This is a genomic window from Magnetospirillum sp. SS-4 (assembly GCF_902729425.1).
Taxonomy (GTDB): domain Bacteria; phylum Pseudomonadota; class Alphaproteobacteria; order Rhodospirillales; family Magnetospirillaceae; genus Phaeospirillum.
In genome coordinates this window covers 1-15845 of record NZ_LR746531.1, presented here as the reverse complement: position 1 = coordinate 15845, position 15845 = coordinate 1, and the positions used below count along the sequence as shown (strand labels likewise).

At 66.6% G+C, this 15845-nt stretch carries 15 protein-coding genes and 1 tRNA gene; 6 read left to right on the top strand and 10 right to left on the bottom strand.

Annotated features, from left to right (window positions below; genetic code table 11):
* A complete protein-coding gene (locus tag MTBSS4_RS20330) occupies positions 1 to 249 on the top strand; it encodes a type II toxin-antitoxin system Phd/YefM family antitoxin (protein WP_173985203.1) in 249 nt (82 codons plus the stop codon).
* Positions 239 to 520: a type II toxin-antitoxin system RelE/ParE family toxin gene (locus tag MTBSS4_RS20325; protein ID WP_173985202.1), complete on the top strand. Its 282-nt coding sequence runs from the start codon at positions 239 to 241 to the stop codon at positions 518 to 520. Before MTBSS4_RS20330 ends, MTBSS4_RS20325 begins: the two co-directional genes overlap by 11 nt.
* A 2-nt stretch (positions 521 to 522) precedes the next feature.
* Here MTBSS4_RS20325 and cobM read toward each other — a convergent pair whose 3' ends face one another.
* The 3 genes from cobM to gap form a co-directional block, all read right to left on the bottom strand.
* On the bottom strand, positions 523 to 1284 hold the full coding sequence (gene cobM / locus MTBSS4_RS20320) for a precorrin-4 C(11)-methyltransferase (protein WP_173985201.1): 762 nt from the start codon (positions 1282 to 1284) through the stop codon (positions 523 to 525).
* Between the two features lie 155 nt (positions 1285 to 1439).
* Entirely contained in the window at positions 1440 to 2660 is a 1221-nt protein-coding gene (gene pgk / locus MTBSS4_RS20315; protein WP_173985200.1) for a phosphoglycerate kinase, read from the bottom strand.
* A gap of 69 nt (positions 2661 to 2729) precedes the next feature.
* The gene (gap, locus tag MTBSS4_RS20310) at positions 2730 to 3731 is read right to left on the bottom strand and encodes a type I glyceraldehyde-3-phosphate dehydrogenase (RefSeq protein ID WP_173985199.1); all 1002 of its coding nucleotides are present in this window, start codon (positions 3729 to 3731) and stop codon (positions 2730 to 2732) included.
* Between the two features lie 542 nt (positions 3732 to 4273).
* Between gap and MTBSS4_RS20305 the strand changes: the two genes are divergently transcribed.
* Positions 4274 to 5119, top strand: coding sequence for a peptidylprolyl isomerase (locus MTBSS4_RS20305; protein WP_173985198.1), 846 nt, complete (start codon positions 4274 to 4276; stop codon positions 5117 to 5119).
* A 64-nt stretch (positions 5120 to 5183) separates the two neighbouring features.
* Positions 5184 to 6413 carry a bifunctional glutamate N-acetyltransferase/amino-acid acetyltransferase ArgJ gene (gene argJ / locus MTBSS4_RS20300; RefSeq protein ID WP_173985197.1) on the top strand — a complete coding sequence of 410 codons (1230 nt, stop codon included), beginning with the start codon at positions 5184 to 5186 and terminating at the stop codon, positions 6411 to 6413.
* A 61-nt stretch (positions 6414 to 6474) separates the two neighbouring features.
* Here argJ and MTBSS4_RS20295 read toward each other — a convergent pair whose 3' ends face one another.
* The 5 genes from MTBSS4_RS20295 to MTBSS4_RS20275 form a co-directional block, all read right to left on the bottom strand.
* Positions 6475 to 7323 carry an OmpA family protein gene (locus MTBSS4_RS20295; RefSeq protein ID WP_173985196.1) on the bottom strand — a complete coding sequence of 283 codons (849 nt, stop codon included), beginning with the start codon at positions 7321 to 7323 and terminating at the stop codon, positions 6475 to 6477.
* A gap of 42 nt (positions 7324 to 7365) precedes the next feature.
* Positions 7366 to 9381, bottom strand: coding sequence for an AsmA family protein (locus tag MTBSS4_RS20290; protein WP_173985195.1), 2016 nt, complete (start codon positions 9379 to 9381; stop codon positions 7366 to 7368).
* Positions 9382 to 9500: 119 nt separating this feature from the next.
* The gene (locus MTBSS4_RS20285; protein WP_173985194.1) at positions 9501 to 9845 is read right to left on the bottom strand and encodes a DUF190 domain-containing protein; all 345 of its coding nucleotides are present in this window, start codon (positions 9843 to 9845) and stop codon (positions 9501 to 9503) included.
* A 9-nt stretch (positions 9846 to 9854) separates the two neighbouring features.
* Positions 9855 to 10238, bottom strand: coding sequence for a fluoride efflux transporter CrcB (crcB, locus tag MTBSS4_RS20280; RefSeq protein WP_173985382.1), 384 nt, complete (start codon positions 10236 to 10238; stop codon positions 9855 to 9857).
* Positions 10239 to 10295: 57 nt separating this feature from the next.
* Positions 10296 to 10730 (bottom strand): NUDIX hydrolase, encoded by a 435-nt coding sequence (locus MTBSS4_RS20275; protein WP_173985193.1) that lies wholly within the window; start codon positions 10728 to 10730, stop codon positions 10296 to 10298.
* A 123-nt stretch (positions 10731 to 10853) separates the two neighbouring features.
* Here MTBSS4_RS20275 and MTBSS4_RS20270 point away from each other — a divergent pair, with 123 nt between their 5' ends.
* Positions 10854 to 12173 carry an ATP-binding protein gene (locus MTBSS4_RS20270; protein WP_173985192.1) on the top strand — a complete coding sequence of 440 codons (1320 nt, stop codon included), beginning with the start codon at positions 10854 to 10856 and terminating at the stop codon, positions 12171 to 12173.
* Between the two features lie 12 nt (positions 12174 to 12185).
* Here the strand turns inward: MTBSS4_RS20270 and MTBSS4_RS20265 are convergent, their stop codons facing one another.
* Positions 12186 to 13760, bottom strand: coding sequence for a radical SAM/SPASM domain-containing protein (locus tag MTBSS4_RS20265; RefSeq protein WP_173985191.1), 1575 nt, complete (start codon positions 13758 to 13760; stop codon positions 12186 to 12188).
* On the bottom strand, positions 13753 to 15333 hold the full coding sequence (locus MTBSS4_RS20260; RefSeq protein ID WP_173985190.1) for a radical SAM/SPASM domain-containing protein: 1581 nt from the start codon (positions 15331 to 15333) through the stop codon (positions 13753 to 13755). The genes MTBSS4_RS20265 and MTBSS4_RS20260 overlap by 8 nt, the downstream gene beginning before the upstream one ends.
* A gap of 205 nt (positions 15334 to 15538) precedes the next feature.
* Here MTBSS4_RS20260 and MTBSS4_RS20255 point away from each other — a divergent pair.
* Positions 15539 to 15614 (top strand) — tRNA-Thr (locus MTBSS4_RS20255).
* Positions 15615 to 15845: the final 231 nt, after the last annotated feature.

Here is a 15845-nt window from a genome sequence, read left to right as displayed (position 1 = left end):
ATGACTCACCTGATCCTGACGGACGTGACGGCCAGCGTATCCGAACTGAAGCGCAATCCCATGGGCACCATGGCGGCGGGCGACGGGGCTCCGGTGGCCATTCTCAACCGTAACGAACCGGCGTTCTACTGCGTTCCAGCCAAGGCTTACGAAGCCCTGATGGAGCGGCTGGAGGATCTGGAACTGAACGCGCTGGCCGATGCCAGGCGCGACCAGCCTGTCATCAAGGTGACGCTGGATGAGCTTTGACCTCGGCTTCCTCGATGAAGCCCTGAAGGAGTGGCGCAAGCTCGACAACGCCGCTCGCGAACAGTTCAAGAAGAAGCTGGCCGAGCGCCTGGACAATCCCCGCGTGCCATCGGCCAAGCTGGCCGGCCATCCCGACCGCTACAAGATCAAGCTGCGCAGTGCCGGCTATCGCCTGGTCTACGAGGTTCGCGATGCCGAAGTCGTCGTGGTCGTCATCGCCGTGGGAAAGCGCGACCGCAATCTGGTCTACAGGGCCGCCGAGAAACGCTGAGCCTACGCTCCCGGCCGCAGCACATGGGTGTGGTCGGCGGCGTAGAGCCGTGAATCGGTGAAATCGGCCTCCTCGCTCAGCACGCGGCCCACCAGGATCAGGGCGGTGCGGGTCAGACCCGCCGCCTTCACCTTGTCGCGGATGTCGGCCAGGGTGCCCCGGATGAAGGTCTGGTCCGGCCAGCCCACCCGGAAGGCGACGACCACCGGGCAATCCTCGCCGTAGAGCGGGCTCAGTTCCTTGACCACATGGGCGAGATTGGTCACCGACAGATGGATGGCGAGGGTCGCGCCGCTGCGTCCCAGGGTGGCGAGGTCCTCGTTGTTGGGCATGGCCGACGAGCGCACCGAGGTCCGGGTCAGAATCACCGTCTGGCTGATGTCGGGCAGGGTGAGCTCGGTGCACAGCGCGGCGGCGGCGGCGGCGAAGGCCGGCACCCCCGGCGTCACGTCATAGGCGATGCCCAGGGCGTCCAGCCGGCGCATCTGCTCGGCGATGGCGCCGTACAGCGAGGGATCGCCGGAATGAACGCGGGCCACGTCCAGACCCTTGGCGTGTGCGGCCTCAATCTCGGCGACGATCTGGTCCAGGTCCAAGGGCGCGGTATCGACCACGCGGGCGTCGGGCGCCGCCTCGGCGACGATCTCGGCCGGCACCAGCGAACCGGCATAGAGCACCACCGGGCAGGACCGGATCAGTTTCAGGCCGCGGACCGTGATCAGGTCGGGAGCCCCCGGTCCGGCACCGATGAAATGAACGGTCATGGCTTGTTCCGGAAGGCCTCATCCTTCGAGACGACCCTGGCGGGCCTCCTCAGGATGAGGGCTTGATTGACGGTCGGGATGGGGATCGCGCCGGCGTTCCCCGTCACCTCACCCTGAGGCGCGAAGCCTCGAAGGGCGAGGTGACGGGGGAATAATCAATGACCGGCGCACATGCAGCCGCCGGACTCCGGCTTGACGTGCAGGGCGGCGACGCCCGGCAGTTCCTTGCCCTCCAGCCATTCCAGGAAGGCGCCGCCGGCGGTGGAGACGTAGGAGAACTTGTCCTCCACCCCCGCCTTGGCCAGGGCCGAGACGGTGTCGCCGCCGCCGGCCACGGTCAGCAGCCTGCCTTGGCGGGTGCGCTCGGCCGCCCACTGGGCGACCGCGTTGGTGGCGGCGTCGAACGGCTTGATCTCGAAGGCGCCGAACGGGCCGTTCCACACCAGGGTCTTGCAGCCGCCCAGACGGTCGATCACCGCCTCGGCCGAGGCCGGGCCGGCATCGAGGATCATCATGTCGTCGGGCACCGCGTCCACCGAAACCACCCGGCTGGGGGCGTTCTCGGCGAATTCGGCCGCCACCACCGCATCGGTGGGCAGCACGATGTGGCACTTGGCGGCCTTGGCCTTTTCGAGGATTTCGCGCGCCGTGTCGGCCATCTCCTTTTCGCACAGCGACCTGCCGACCGACTTACCCTGGGCGAACAGGAAGGTGTTGGCCATGCCGCCGCCGATGATCAGGTAATCGACCCGGGCCACCAGATTGCCCAGCAGGTCCAGCTTGGTGGAAACCTTGGCGCCGCCGACGATGGCGGCCACCGGCTTTTCCGGATGCTCCAGCGCTTTGCCCAGCGCTTCCAGTTCGGCCTGCATCAGCCGGCCGGCGGCGGCCGGCAGCAGCCGGGCCAACCCCTCGGTGGAGGCATGCGCCCGATGCGCGGTGGAAAAGGCGTCGTTGACGTAGACATCGCCGAGGCCGGCCAGGGTCTTGGCGAAGTCGAAGCCGTTCTGCTCTTCGTCGGGATGGAAGCGGACGTTCTCCAGCAGGGCGATGTCGCCGTCCTTCATGGCGGCGATCAGCGTTTCCGCCTCCGGCCCGATGCAGTCGTCGGCCCAGGCCACCGGCTTGCCCACCGCCTTGGACAGCGGCTCGACCAGAAGCTTCTGGGAGTACTTGTCCTCGCGGCCCTTGGGGCGGCCGAAATGGGTGAGAACGATGACCTTGGCCCCCTTGGCGGCCAATTCGGTCAGCGTGGCTGCCGAGCGGTCGATGCGGGTGGTGTCGGTGACCTTGCCGTCCTTGGCCGGGACGTTGAGGTCGGAGCGCACCAGCACCCGCTTGCCCTTGACGTCGAGCTTGTCGATGGTCCTGAACATGGCCCGGTCTCCTGAAATCTCGCGGATGGGCGAGCCCCGGAAGCGGCTCGCCCGATTGCCCCGTCGGTCTTAGTTCTTGGCGATATGCTGGAGGAAGCGCAGCATGTTGCAGGTGTAGCCGTATTCGTTGTCGTACCAGGTCACCACCTTGACGAAGGTGGAATCCAGCGCGATGCCGGCGTCGGCGTCGAAGATGGACGGCAGGTTGCAGCCGACGAAGTCGGTGGCGACCACCTTGTCCTCGGTGTAGCCCAGCACGCCCTTCAGCGCACCTTCGGAGGCGGCCTTCATGGCCTTGCAGATGTCCTCGTAGCTGGCGTCCTTGTTCAGTTCGACGGTGAGATCGACCACCGAGACGTCGGAGGTGGGAACGCGGAAGGCCATGCCGGTCAGCTTCTTGTTCAGCTCGGGCAGCACCTTGCCCACCGCCTTGGCGGCGCCGGTCGACGACGGAATGATGTTTTCCAGGATGCCGCGGCCACCGCGCCAATCCTTGGACGAGGGGCCGTCGACGGTCTTCTGGGTGGCGGTGGCGGCGTGGACGGTGGTCATCAGGCCGCGCTTGATGCCCCAGTTGTCGTTCAGCACCTTGGCGACGGGGGCCAGGCAGTTGGTGGTGCAGGACGCGGCCGAGACGATCTTCTCGCCGGCATACTTGGTGTGGTTGACGCCGTAGACGAACATGGGGGTGTCGTCCTTGGACGGCGCGCTCATCAGCACCTTCTTGGCACCGGCCTTCAGGTGCTTCTCGGCGACGTCGGCTGACAGGAACAGGCCGGTGGATTCGATGACGATGTCGGCCTTGACCTCGTCCCACTTCAGCTCGGCCGGGTCCTTGACGGCGGTGAGGCGGATCTTCTTGCCGTTGACGATCAGGGTGGAGCCGTCCACCGACACGTCGCCGTTGAAGCGGCCGTGCACCGAATCGTACTTCAGCATATAGGCCAGGTAATCGGGCTCAAGGAGGTCGTTGATGCCGACGATCTCGATCTCCGGGAACTCCTTCGCAACGGCGCGGAACACCATGCGACCGATACGGCCGAAACCGTTGATGCCGACACGAACAGTCATAATACCCTCCACATTGAATGCCGCGAGGCAGGCCGCCACGCCACGGGGGCCGGCACGGATGCCGCCGGAACCGGCGCCGGCGCGGGACGCCCGCGCCCGGACCTGCCAAAGTCGGGAAATCATATTGCACAGAGTCGGGGCCGAATCCAGCCCCAAACGATACCACAGTCAATCATGCGTATAACAAATTCACACTAAAACGCCGCCCTACCCAAAGGTATTGGGGCGGGGTTACCCTGATTGATGGTTAAGTAATATCCGAATGGCCTGGACAGAACTCACTCCGCTATCCTGCCCGATTGTGATTGATACATATTTTTCGCAGCGCAGCATGGTGGATTATTGATTTGACTTTACTTGTCGCGATCAGGGCGATTGCGGTCTGGCCTCGGGGAGAGGCGTCGAGTCGGGAAACGGCCTCGGCGCATATCACCCAAGCCGGTACTTGTGTGGCCTGCGCGGTTGTGCTTCATACCCGGCATGGATATCCCGGCCGGAGCGGCTGTCGCCCCCGGTCTCGCGACGAGAAGGATGATTCGCCCATGATGACGCTGTTCGCGCGCCGCTCCGCCCTTGCCCTCGCCCTTGCCATGGCGGCGGGGCTGGCCGCCAGCCCCGCGTTCTCCGCCGACGCCGGCAAGAAGGACACCGTGGTCGCCAACGTCAACGGTGCCGACGTCAGGCTGTCCGCCCTGGCCGATTTCGCCCGTCAGATGGGGCCCGACGGCGCCAAGGCGCCCTACGAGATGCTGCTGGAGGTCGCCATCAACAACCAGCTGGTCTACGAGCAGGCCAAGAAGGAAAAGCTGGACGCCGACCCCGAGGTCAAGGCGGCGCTGAAGAAGATCGAGATGCAGATCCTGACCCAGGCCTACATGCAGAAGAAGGTCAAGCCCAGCATCGGCGACGCAGCCGTCAAGGCGCGCTATGACCAGCTGGTCAAGGATTTCGTCCCGGCCGAGGAGGTGCGCGCCCGCCATATCCTGGTGGAAACCGAGGAGGCCGCCCGTTCGATCATCGCCGAGCTGACCCGTGGCGTCGATTTCGCCGAACTGGCCAAGACCCGCTCGAAGGATCAGGCCCCCGGCGGCGATCTCGGCTACTTCACCAAGGGCGACATGGTGCCGGAATTCGCCAACGCCGCCTTCGCCATGCGTCCGGGCGAACTGTCCAAGACCCCGGTGAAGAGCCAGTTTGGCTATCACGTCATCAAGGTCGAGGACAAGCGCATGTCCTCGATTCCGCCGTTCGACAAGGCCAAGCCGATGGTCGCCCAGGAAATCGCCTCCGGCATCCAGAACAAGCTGGTCGGCGACCTGCGCGAGAAGGCCAAGATCAAGCGCTTCACTCCCGACGGCGCCCCGATGGGCGAGGCGCCCCGGAACTAAGTCGCAAAGGAAGGCCGGAGCCGGGCGCAGGCCCGGTTCCGGCCGGCTCACAGGAACGACCGTCATGACCACCGTCTCGCCGCTTGCTCCCGCCCGTTTTCCCGACATGCCCGTGATCCGGGGCGTCACCCTGGCCAGCCATGCCTGCGGCGTCCGCTATGCCGGCCGCACCGACCTGCTGATGGTCGAGATGGCCGAGGGCACCACCGCCGCCGGCGTCTTCACCCGCTCGCTGACCGCGTCGGCCCCGGTGGACTGGTGTCGCAAGGCCGTCGCCAAGGGCCGCGCCCGCGTGCTGGTGGTCAATTCCGGCAACGCCAACGCCTTTACCGGCTCGGTGGGCGAGGCCTCGGTGCGGCGCACGGTGGACGAGGCCGCCAGGGTCGCCGGGTGCAAGGCCCGCGAGGTCTATGTCGCGTCGACCGGCACCATCGGCATCCGGCTGCCCGACGAGAAGATCACCGCCGCCCTGGCCGAGGTCCGGGGCAAGCTGAAGGCCGATTCCTGGTTCGAGGCGGCCTCGGCCATCATGACCACCGACACCTATCCCAAGGGCGCCAGCCGCACCGCCGTGATCGACGGCACCACCGTCACCATCAACGGCATCGCCAAGGGGGCGGGCATGATCGCCCCCGACATGGCGACCATGCTGTCCTACGTCTTCACCGACGCCGCCTTGCCGGCCGAGGTGCTTCAGGATCTGCTGTCCAAGGGGGTCGACCGCTCGTTCAACTGCATCACCGTGGACAGCGACACCTCGACCAGCGACACCTTGATGCTGTTCGCTACCGCCAAGGCCGGCAATACGGTGATCAAGGACGCCAAGGACCGGCGCTTGGCCGATTTCAAGGCCAAGCTGTTCGACCTGCTGACTGATCTGGCCCATCAGGTGGTGCGGGACGGCGAAGGCGCCACCAAGTTCGTCGCCATCACCGTGACCGGTGCCGCCAGCCGGCGGGCGGCCCGCAGGATCGGCCTGTCCATCGCCAATTCGCCGCTGGTCAAGACAGCGGTGGCCGGCGAGGACGCCAATTGGGGCCGGGTGGTCGCCGCCATCGGCAAGGCCGGCGAGAAAGCCGACCGCGACCGCCTTTCGATCCGCATGGGAGGAATCCTGGTGGCCGACAAGGGCGAGATGGCGCCCGATTACGACGAGGCGCCGGTGGCCGCCCACATGAAGGGCCGGACCATCGTCATCGAGGCCGACGTGGGGGTCGGCAAGGGCAAGGCGACGGTGTGGACCTGCGACCTGACCCACGCCTATATCGACATCAACGGTTCCTACCGGACCTGACGCGCGAAAAAGCCCCCCTGACCGGAATCAGGGGGGCGATGACGGCGCCGGCGTTGCGGTCCTACTTCTCGAAGCTGATCTCGACGCGGCGGTTCTTGCCCTCCTTGACGTTGCCCTTGGTGGGCACCGCCAGCTTGGTCATGCCGAAGGCCTTCTGGTCGATCTTGCTGCCGACGCCCAGCTTGGACAGGCCGGCCGCCACCGCCTTGGCGCGGCTGTTGGACAGCTTGTCGTTGTAGGCGCTGTTGCCGACGGTGTCGGTATGGCCGGAAACGTAGATGCCGGTCGGCTTGATCTCGGCCTGGGCGGCGGCCACTTCCTTCAGCACCCGCTGGGCGTCCTTGGTCAGGGTCGCCTTGTTGAAGTCGAAATAGACCACGAAGGTCTTGACGATCCTCGGCGCGGCGGGGGCCATGGCCGGCTTGACCTGAAGCTCGGGCTCGATCTTCAGGAAGGCGGCGCGGCAATCGGAATTGGCGTCGTTCTCCGCCTCTTCCTCCATCCAGCAATCGAACTTGGCTTGGGCCTTGGCGGCGGCGGCAGGCACGCGCTCGCGGGCGCCGTTGCCGAAATAGCCGATCAGGCGGGCACGGGCGTCGGTCAGTTCCTTGACGCGGCTGTCCGGGGCGTACCAGGTGGTGTTCACCTCCTCCGGGCCGACCATCTCGCCGGCGGCGGCGCGCAGGCCCTTGCGGGCGAAGATCGCGGCGTGGTCCCATTCGTATTCGTTCTTGGCTTCCTGGGCGGTCTCGGCCTTGTATTCGGCGAACAGGGCCTTGGTGAAGGCGCTGCCGGCGGTGGGGGCGGGGGCCTCCATGATGGTGTTGACGTCCGACACCTCCCAGGGGGTGGCGCAGGCGGCGAGCAGGACGCTCATGCCGAGGGCGGCGCTAAGGCGGGAAAGCTTCATGGGCTTGGTCTCCGGTTCCAGTTATTTGGTTGATTGCGAAACTCAGCGGCCGAACAGCTTGAGTGGATTGAGGCCGCCGCCCGATTCGGTCGGCTTGACGCCGCCGAGGAGGCCCTCCACCGCCTTGCCGACGTTCTGGACATTCTGCTTCAGCAGGGCTTCCAGATCGGGGCGGTAACCGAGATTGTCCCAAGGTCCGCTCACCAGGACCGGCACGACGATGCCGGCGGCCGAGGACGAACCGCCCTGGCCCTCCAGGCTGGCCACCACCTTGGGGTCGATGCGGTAATTGACGGTTCGCTGGGGCAGGTCGACGGTGCCCCTGCCCTCGACGCGCAGCAGCGGCGATTTCAAGGCGAGATCCTTGTTGGACACGATGCCCCTGGCGATGGTGAAGGTGCCGCCAAGCTCGGCGAAGTCGGTCTTTTCGGTCGAGGCCGGGCCGCCGGTGAAGGCGGTGGCGACGTTGCGGACCATGGCGGCCAGATTGATGCCCTTGATGGCGCCGTCGAGGAAGGTTGCCGCGCCCTTGCCGTCCAGCGACGAGACAATCTGGCGCTGGCTCTTGCCGCGCCCGGCGACGGTGACGTCGAAATTGCCGGTGCCCGACAGCCGGTCCATGGCGGCGGCGTCCATCAGGAACGGTTCGGCCTGGAGGCCCTTCAACTGGAAGGAGGCGTCGAGCCCGACGCCCGGCTGGGTTCCGTCCAGCGCCACCCGACCCTTGCCGGCCCCCCGATAGAGCGCCAGTTCGGTGAGGTCGGCCACCATCCGGCCATCCTTCAGCGCCAGTTTCAGCGCGCTTTTGCCCACCTTGATCTTGCGGATATTGATGCCGGCGCAAGACAGCGCGAAATCCACGTCGGCGGCCTTGAGGCCGGAGGCGTCGATGGGGTCGTCGCTCCAGCCGGCCTTGGCCTGGGTCTGGGATTGGGGCGGCGTCTCCTTGCCGCCGCCGCCGGCTCCGCCACCGCCGGCCTTGGCCGGAGCGGCGTCTTCCGGCGGCAGGTAGGGATTGAGATCGAGCATGTCGACGTCCAGCCGCCCCCGGATGTTCGGGCGGATGCCGCCGGTGTCGACGGTGACGTCGCCGCTGGCCTTGATGGCGTCCAGGCCGATGGCGGCTTTGGTGAAGGCGACGCGGGTGCCGGCGGCGGCCAGATGCCCCTTGATGGCGAGCGGCCCCAGGCCGCTGCCGGCCATGGCGATGGGGGCGCCGGCCCAGGCGGCCAGAGTGCGCACCGACGGCACGTTCAGGTCCAGGTCGCCGTCCACTCCGGCGGCGGTTCCACCCTTGGCGCTGCCCTTGAAGCCCAGCGTGACCGGCTCGGAATCGACGGACAGCGCCATCTTGGTGGCGCCGCCGTCCATCAGCGCCTTCAGGCTGTCGATGCCCAGGTCGATCTGAACCGCCTTGCCGTTCCAGGTGAGGCCGCCCTTGGCCGACAGCGGCGAGTCCAGGCTTTTCAGTCCGACCTGGAGGTTGATGCCGCTTACCTCCTGGCGGGTGCCGGTTTTGCCGTCGATCTGGATCAGCCGGCCGTTGGATATGCGCACGTCGCCCAGGCGAAGGTCACTGGGGCCGGCGGCGGCGGGCGCCTCGTCGGGCTTGGCGGCCCCGGGCTTGGCCGTGGACTTCGCCTCGGGAGGAGAGCCGGCCTCGGCGGCGGGGGCGTCGAAAACCCAGTTGCCCTTGCCCTGGCGGTCGGTTTCAAGGGTGATCACCGGATCGACCAGGACGAAGCTGTCCACCTCGATCCGGCCCGACAGCAGCGGCATCAGCTTGAGGCGGACGTCGACGGCGCCCAGGCGCAGCAGATCCTTGGAGGAGAAGCCGGGCGGATTGGACAGCGCCACGTTGCCCACCTGCACCGACAGGGACGGAAACACCGCCACCGCCACCTTGCCCTGGATGGACAGATCGCGGCCGGTGGCGGTCTTGACCCCGGTGACCACCTCGTCCTTGATGCGGTCGGCCGGCACCAGTCCGGGCAACACGATCAGGGCGGCGACGGCCAGGATGACCATGACGCCAAGTGCGATCAGAATCTTCTTCATGCGTTCCCCCGCTGACGATGGTACGCCTGCCCAGCTATTGCGAAAAGCATATACCGTGGCGCATAGCTGGTCCAGCCGCAGAGTGGAATCGTTTCGGAAACGTCGGTGACGACGCGGATTTACTGGGTTTTCTCGGGGCCGTAGCGCAGAACCTGTATCTTCTCCAGCGTGATCAGCCCCCGGTCTCCCAGCAGGATGTCGAGTATCGGCAGGAAGGCGTTGACGCGCTCGGGACCGTCGATCATCTCGATCACCAGCGGCAGGTCCTCGGACAGGCGCAGGATCTTGGCGGTGTGCAGGCGCGACGAATGGCCAAAGCCCATGGGGCCGCGCAGCACCGTGGCGCCGGCCAGATGATGGCGGCGGGCTTCCAGCACGATGGTCTCGTACAGGGGCCTGCCCTCGTGCCGGTCGGTTTCGCCGAGGAAAACGCGGAGCAGCACGGCGTCCTTGGGGATTCGCATGTCGGTCTCCTATCTGTTCAGCGCCATGGCGCAGGCATGGCCCAGCCACACCGCCACCAGGCAGGCGGCCACCGAGCCGGCGATGTTGAGGCCGGCTGGCAGCCACTCGCCATCCTGGACCAGGGCCAGGGTTTGCAGGCTGAACGACGAGAACGTGGTGTAGCCGCCGCAGATTCCGATCATGAAGAATGTCCGCGCCTCGGTCGGGACCAGCAGGCGGCCGTCGGGACCGGCCAGGGTGGCGAACAGGCCGATGGCGAAGGAGCCGCTGACGTTCACCGCCATGGTGCCCCAGGGGAAGGCGCCGCCGATGGATTGGGCGACGACGCCCGACAGCCAGTAGCGCAGGGTGCCGCCGATGGCGCTGCCGAGCGCGACCAGAGCGTAGGTCAGCATATCGATGTTTCCCGTTGATCGACTGTTGCGACTATGCGCCCTGGGTCCGGCCGGTCAACCGGGAAATGGCAGGACCATCCTGGCCAGTCGTCCGACATTGACGCTGCACGGCAGGGCCGGGTCGTCGATGGCGGCTGGGGCGAACCAGCCCGCCGCCGCCGCGTCGTCGGCGGCCACCGGCTCTCCCGCCCGCCAGCGGCACGATACCACGTTGAGGACGAAGTGGTAGCGGACCAGACCGTCATCGTCGCGGGTGATGACCTCGAACACGTCGATCACCCCTTCGGCCTCGGCGACGATTCCCGTCTCCTCGCGCAGTTCCCGCAGCGCCGCCTCGGCGACCGTCTCGCCCAGTTCGACCAGTCCGCCGGGAAATCCCCACTTACCCCGGTCGGGGTTTTTCGCGCGCTGCACCATCAGCACGCATCCGTTCCTGACCACCAGCGCCAGCACGCCGGGAAGCGGGTGGGCGGGATATTGCCTCGGCATGGTGTTTCGGTCTCCTCGAACGGCTTGCCCGTCATGTTAGCGCCCCTTAATGTGGGCGTCATGGGCGTGGATGAAAGACATCACTCTTCCGGCAACGGAATCGGGACACGGCTGGCCGCGTGGATGGCTCTGTCGGGAGGGGCGGTCGCCCTGTTGCCGGCCGGGGCGTTCCTGGTCCGCGATGGCCTGGGGGGCGGCGCGATCGCCCTGGCGGCGGGCTTCGTGCTGATCGGCTTCCTGGCCGGCCTGGTGGCGGGACGGCGGCTGCGGCGGCTGCTGGAGCGTCAGCGCCAGGATTCCGAAACCCTCCGCGAGGAAGAGGTCCGGCGCAGCCGCGCCCTGCTGTCCAATGCCGAGCGGGTGGCCCAGCTGGGCAGCGCCGAGCGCGATCTCCGCACCGGTCAGTCCAGATGGTCTGACGAATTTCACGCGATTCTCGGGCTGATTCCGGGCGAGTGCCGGCCATCGCGGATGCTGTTCCTCGACTGCGTCCTGGATTCCGACCGTCCCGCGGTGGAGCAGGCGCTGGAATCCGTGGCGCGGGATGGGCGGCGGATGGAACGGACCTTCCGGATCGTCCGTCCCGATGGCGAGGTCCGGGCGCTGCTGGGGCAGGCCGAACTCGGCCGCGACGAGGATGGTTCGCCGGTCCGGTTGGACATCACCATCCAGGACATCACCGAGCGCAAGCGCCTGGAAGGCGAACTGGACGGCCTGATCCGCGAATTGTGGCGCTCCAACGAGGAGCTGGAACAGTTCGCCTACGTGACCTCCCACGACCTGCGCCAGCCGTTGCGGGTGGTCAACAGCTACGTGTCGCTGATGGAGGAGGAGCTTCAGGGCAGTCTCACCGGCGAGACCCAGGAATACATGGCGTTCGTCCGCGACGGCGTGCGCCGGATGGATCGTCTCATCACCGATCTCCTGACCTATTCCCGCGTCGGCCGGACCGCGGCGGATCAGGCCGTCGCCATGGGCGACGCCATCCAATCCGCCCTGACCGACCTGCAATTCGAGATCGAGGACGCCGAGGCCGACATCCGCATCTCCGGCTCTCCCCCGGTGGTGCTGGGCGACGAGAGCGAGATGGGGCGCTTGTTCCTCAACCTGATCGGCAATGCCATCAAGTACCGCCGACCCGATCACCAGCCCGAGATCGAGGTGCGGATAGACGAGACCGCGGACGCCTGGCGGATTGCCATCTCGGACAACGGCATCGGCATTCCGGCCGAGCATGCCGAGCGGGTGTTCGGAATCTTCCAGCGCCTGCATGCCCGCGACGAATTCGAAGGCACCGGCGTCGGGCTCGCCATCGTCAAGAAGATCGTCGAGCGCCACGGCGGCACCATCATGGTCGAATCCCGGGACGGCCCCGGCGCCACCATCGTCTTCACCTGGCCGAAACTGCACGCGCCGCTTCGGGGCGGTTTGGACCAGGGATAGGCGGCCGTTTTCCTACCCGATCTCAGGAGCCCAGATTTCCAGGCTGGCCGGCAGCGCGTTGCGGGCGCCGAGATGGGCGTTCATGAAGGCCACCAGCAACGGCACGTCGGCGCCGGGCGGGGTGGTGGAGCGGGCGGTCATCTCGATGACGAACGAGTCCTCTCCCTGCCGCTCGTGCCACGACAGCAGCTCGAAGCCATTGCCCTCGGGCAGGGTGGCATGGCTGCGCCGGGTGCCGGCGGGCAGGGGCGATGGCCAGGCCAGGCGCAGGCCGATGGTTCCGTCCCCGGGCACGCCACCTTGGAAATTGACCCGGGCGACCATGCCGAAATTGCTGTCGGTGCTGGAATAATGGGCGATGCCGCCATCCATGTCCGGCTGGACCCGATCGCTGCCGACGCTGCCGACCATCAGCCGCAGGACCTCGCCGGCGCCATCGACCCGCGCAAGCGGTCTTCCGAACGGGTCGACGCGCTGGTTCGCCTCGCGGCGGTTCCGGTTCAACTGGTCCAGCACTCCCCGCAAGGTCGCCGCCGGCTCGGGCTGGCCGCCGTCCTCGAAGATGGCGATGGCCTCGGAAAACGACTCGCGCCAGCCGTCGATGCCGTCCAGCAGGACGGGATAGCGCAGCACGTCCTCGCGATACAGCGCCTCCTCGTTGCCGCGGGTGAACACCAGGGTCTGGAAATAGGTGCCGATGCCGTTGTCGACGTGAAAGCGGGCGAAGGCCGGCAAGGCGGCGACGCCGGTGCGGGTCAGCAGCGCATTGGTGTCCAGCCGCCAATGGGGATGGCTGGTCCGGATGATATCGCGCACCCGCAGCAGATTGTCCCGCACCTGGGGCCAGGCGCCGCCGGCCCGGATGGCCTCGTAGGCCTCCGCCACGGAATCGATGCTGACGTTGAGGCTGACCCTCTCCTTGGCCATCAGCCAGTCCAGATGCTTGTGCAGCACGGTGCCGTTGGTGGTGACGCGCAGCCTGACCGGCTCCATGTCGGGGGCGGCGGCGAATTTGCGCATGAAGGCGATGGCGGGTGGGATGGTGAAGGGCTCGCCGCCGATGCATTCCACCTGGATGGCGCTGGCGAAGTGGCCGCGCCATTGCTCGAACAACTCGTCGGACAAGGTGGCGGCCATGTGGTCGCGGTGGGGCACCTGATTGCAGATGGTGCAGGTCAGATTGCAGAACCAGCCGAAGAACAGGACATAGCGCACCGGCACGGTGTCGAGGTGAAGGGCGCCTTCCCGCCGCAGGCGGGCGCAACGTTCCAGATTGGAGCGCTGCGCCTCGGTCAGGCAATCCATGGAGGTGAATTCGAAGAAGGGAAGGCGCCGGTCGGGCGCGGTCTCGATGGAATGGGCGCATCCGGCGCAGCCCGCCGTGTGCGCCCCCCCCGATTGCAGCCGGCGGATCGCCATGATCTCGGGGGCGTTCCACAAATCCGCCAGCGGCGGAACCTTGCCGTCGCGCCCGAAGGTCGCCGGGGCCGTTCCATAGAAATTGCAGCAATTGGTGACGCGGTTGTCGGCCGAGGAGACGATCAGATCGCTCCAGGGGGCCGCGCATCCGGGATGAGGCTCAGTCATCTGTGGTCCAGACTTCCAACCGGTGGGGCAGGGCGTTGCGGGTGTTGATCCTGGCATTCATCATGGTCAGGACCATGGAAACATCGGTCCTGGCGGCAGTGGTGTCGCAGATCACCATATCGACGACCCGTTCGTCGCCCCGGCGATATTCCGTCCAGGACAGCAGAAGGAACGGCGGGAAATCATAGAATATGGCGTGGCAGCGGCGGATGTCCGGCGGAAGCGTGGCCGGCCAGGACAGCCGGATTCCGACGATGCCGCCATTGGGGACGCCGCCCCTGAAATTGAGGCGCAGCCCCAGCCCGAAATCCGGATCGGCGCTGGTGAAGCCGGCCATGCCGCCCTCGACGACGGGTGGCGACGTCCGGATGCCGGCATCCTTTTCCTTGCCGACACTGCCGACCACCAGCCCCAGGATGCCGTCGACACCCTCGGCGGCTCCCAGCAGGCGGCCGAACGGGTCAAGGTTGCGGCGGGGCTCGGCCCGCGTACGCCTGATGCGGTCGAAATAATCGCGCAATCCCTTGGCGGCTTCCGGCTGTCCCGATGTTTCGAAGATGGCGATGGCCTGCTTGAAACAGTTCTCCCAGTCCGGAAGGTCGTCGAGCAGATGGGGGAAGCTGAGGATATCCTCGCGGTACAGGACCTCCTCGTTGCCACGGTCCGGCTTGAGCGCCTGAAAGAAGGTGGGGATGCCGGACTCGACGTGGAAGCGGGCAAATTCAGGCAGGAACGGAACTCCCGAACGGGTCAGCAGGGCATTGGTGGAAACCGTCCATTCCGGCCGTTCGGCGCGGGCGATCTCGCAGGCCGCCAGCAGGTTGTCGCGCACCTGGGCCCATTTGCCGCCGGCGCGGACATGTTCGTACCCGTCGCCGATGGAATCGATGCTGATGTTGAAGCTGATGCGTTCCTTCCGCCTCAGCCAGTCCAGGTGCTTGTGCAGCAAGGTGCCGTTGCTGGTGATGCGCAGGCGGACGCCGGCCAGATCGGAATCGGCGACGAACTTGCGCATGAAGGCGATGGCGGGCGGAATGGTGAAGGGCTCGCCGCCGATGCAGTCGATCATGATGGCGGCGGCGAAGTGGTCGCGCCATTGCTCGAACAGGTCGTCCGGCAGGGTGGCGGGCATCTGGTCGCGGTTCGGCAACTGGTTGCAGATGATGCAAGACAGGTTGCAGAACCAGCCGAAATAGAGGAGGTAGCGTAGCGGCAGCGATTCCGGCGTCAGGCTGCCGGCGGCCGCCTCTTGCCGGGCAAGGTCGAGATTGGCCTGCTGCCGCTCGCTCAGGCGGCCCTGGCTGCTGAAGTCGAAATAGGGTTCGCGCCGGCTGGGCGGCGCCTCGATGGAGTGGACGCAGGCGGCGCAGCCCGGGGTCGGTTCTCCTCCCGATTGCAGGCGGCGCACCGCCTGTAGTTCGGGGGCATGCCACAATTCCCGAAGCGGCCGGACCCGGTTCCCGGAATCGAAGGTATCCGACGCCTTGCCCAGGAACATGCAGCAGATGCTGGTCCGGTTGTCGGCGGAAGAGACGATCAGATCGCTCCAGGGGGCGGTGCATCCGGCGCGCAACAGACCCGCTCCTTATATCGTGACGGCAACCGGAAATATCCTAGCCGCCACAGTCTTTACGACGGCTTAATCCCGCCGATGCGCGGCCGATTCCGGGCCGGGATTGGTGGGGGCGCGATTCGCTCGGAAAGACGCTTGCGTCCCGGGAAAGCCTGTGGCATAAAGCGCCCCTCTTCACGGGCTGGGTTTTCCGGCTCCCGGTGTTGCTGCCGTAGCTCAGTCGGTAGAGCATACCCTTGGTAAGGGTAAGGTCGATGGTTCGATTCCATTCGGCAGCACCATTTTTCTCCTGATATATCAGGACGTTGCAGAGGCCCGCCCCCAAGGCGGGCCTTTCCGTTTCGTGCCGGATATCGTGCCGGTTCCCTCACATGAAGTTTCTGAAGTCGCAGACGGAATCGACGATGTTCGGATTCTGTCTGGCTTTCTTCCATCACCCCCTCGATCGAGCGGCACGGCCGGCTGTGGGCGAGTGTATTGAAACGCCGGGACGGAGCATACCCTATCCCGGT

Excerpts from the sequence above, each read along its gene's own strand:
- MTBSS4_RS20330 (WP_173985203.1), top strand. The coding sequence starts at position 1 with ATGACTCACCTGATCCTGACGGACGTGACGGCCAGCGTATCCGAACTG.
- MTBSS4_RS20325 (WP_173985202.1), top strand. The coding sequence starts at position 239 with ATGAGCTTTGACCTCGGCTTCCTCGATGAAGCCCTGAAGGAGTGGCGC.
- cobM (WP_173985201.1), bottom strand. The coding sequence starts at position 1,284 with ATGACCGTTCATTTCATCGGTGCCGGACCGGGGGCTCCCGACCTGATC.
- pgk (WP_173985200.1), bottom strand. The coding sequence starts at position 2,660 with ATGTTCAGGACCATCGACAAGCTCGACGTCAAGGGCAAGCGGGTGCTG.
- gap (WP_173985199.1), bottom strand. The coding sequence starts at position 3,731 with ATGACTGTTCGTGTCGGCATCAACGGTTTCGGCCGTATCGGTCGCATG.
- MTBSS4_RS20305 (WP_173985198.1), top strand. The coding sequence starts at position 4,274 with ATGATGACGCTGTTCGCGCGCCGCTCCGCCCTTGCCCTCGCCCTTGCC.
- argJ (WP_173985197.1), top strand. The coding sequence starts at position 5,184 with ATGACCACCGTCTCGCCGCTTGCTCCCGCCCGTTTTCCCGACATGCCC.
- MTBSS4_RS20295 (WP_173985196.1), bottom strand. The coding sequence starts at position 7,323 with ATGAAGCTTTCCCGCCTTAGCGCCGCCCTCGGCATGAGCGTCCTGCTC.
- MTBSS4_RS20290 (WP_173985195.1), bottom strand. The coding sequence starts at position 9,381 with ATGAAGAAGATTCTGATCGCACTTGGCGTCATGGTCATCCTGGCCGTC.
- MTBSS4_RS20285 (WP_173985194.1), bottom strand. The coding sequence starts at position 9,845 with ATGCGAATCCCCAAGGACGCCGTGCTGCTCCGCGTTTTCCTCGGCGAA.
- MTBSS4_RS20275 (WP_173985193.1), bottom strand. The coding sequence starts at position 10,730 with ATGCCGAGGCAATATCCCGCCCACCCGCTTCCCGGCGTGCTGGCGCTG.
- MTBSS4_RS20270 (WP_173985192.1), top strand. The coding sequence starts at position 10,854 with ATGGCTCTGTCGGGAGGGGCGGTCGCCCTGTTGCCGGCCGGGGCGTTC.
- MTBSS4_RS20265 (WP_173985191.1), bottom strand. The coding sequence starts at position 13,760 with ATGACTGAGCCTCATCCCGGATGCGCGGCCCCCTGGAGCGATCTGATC.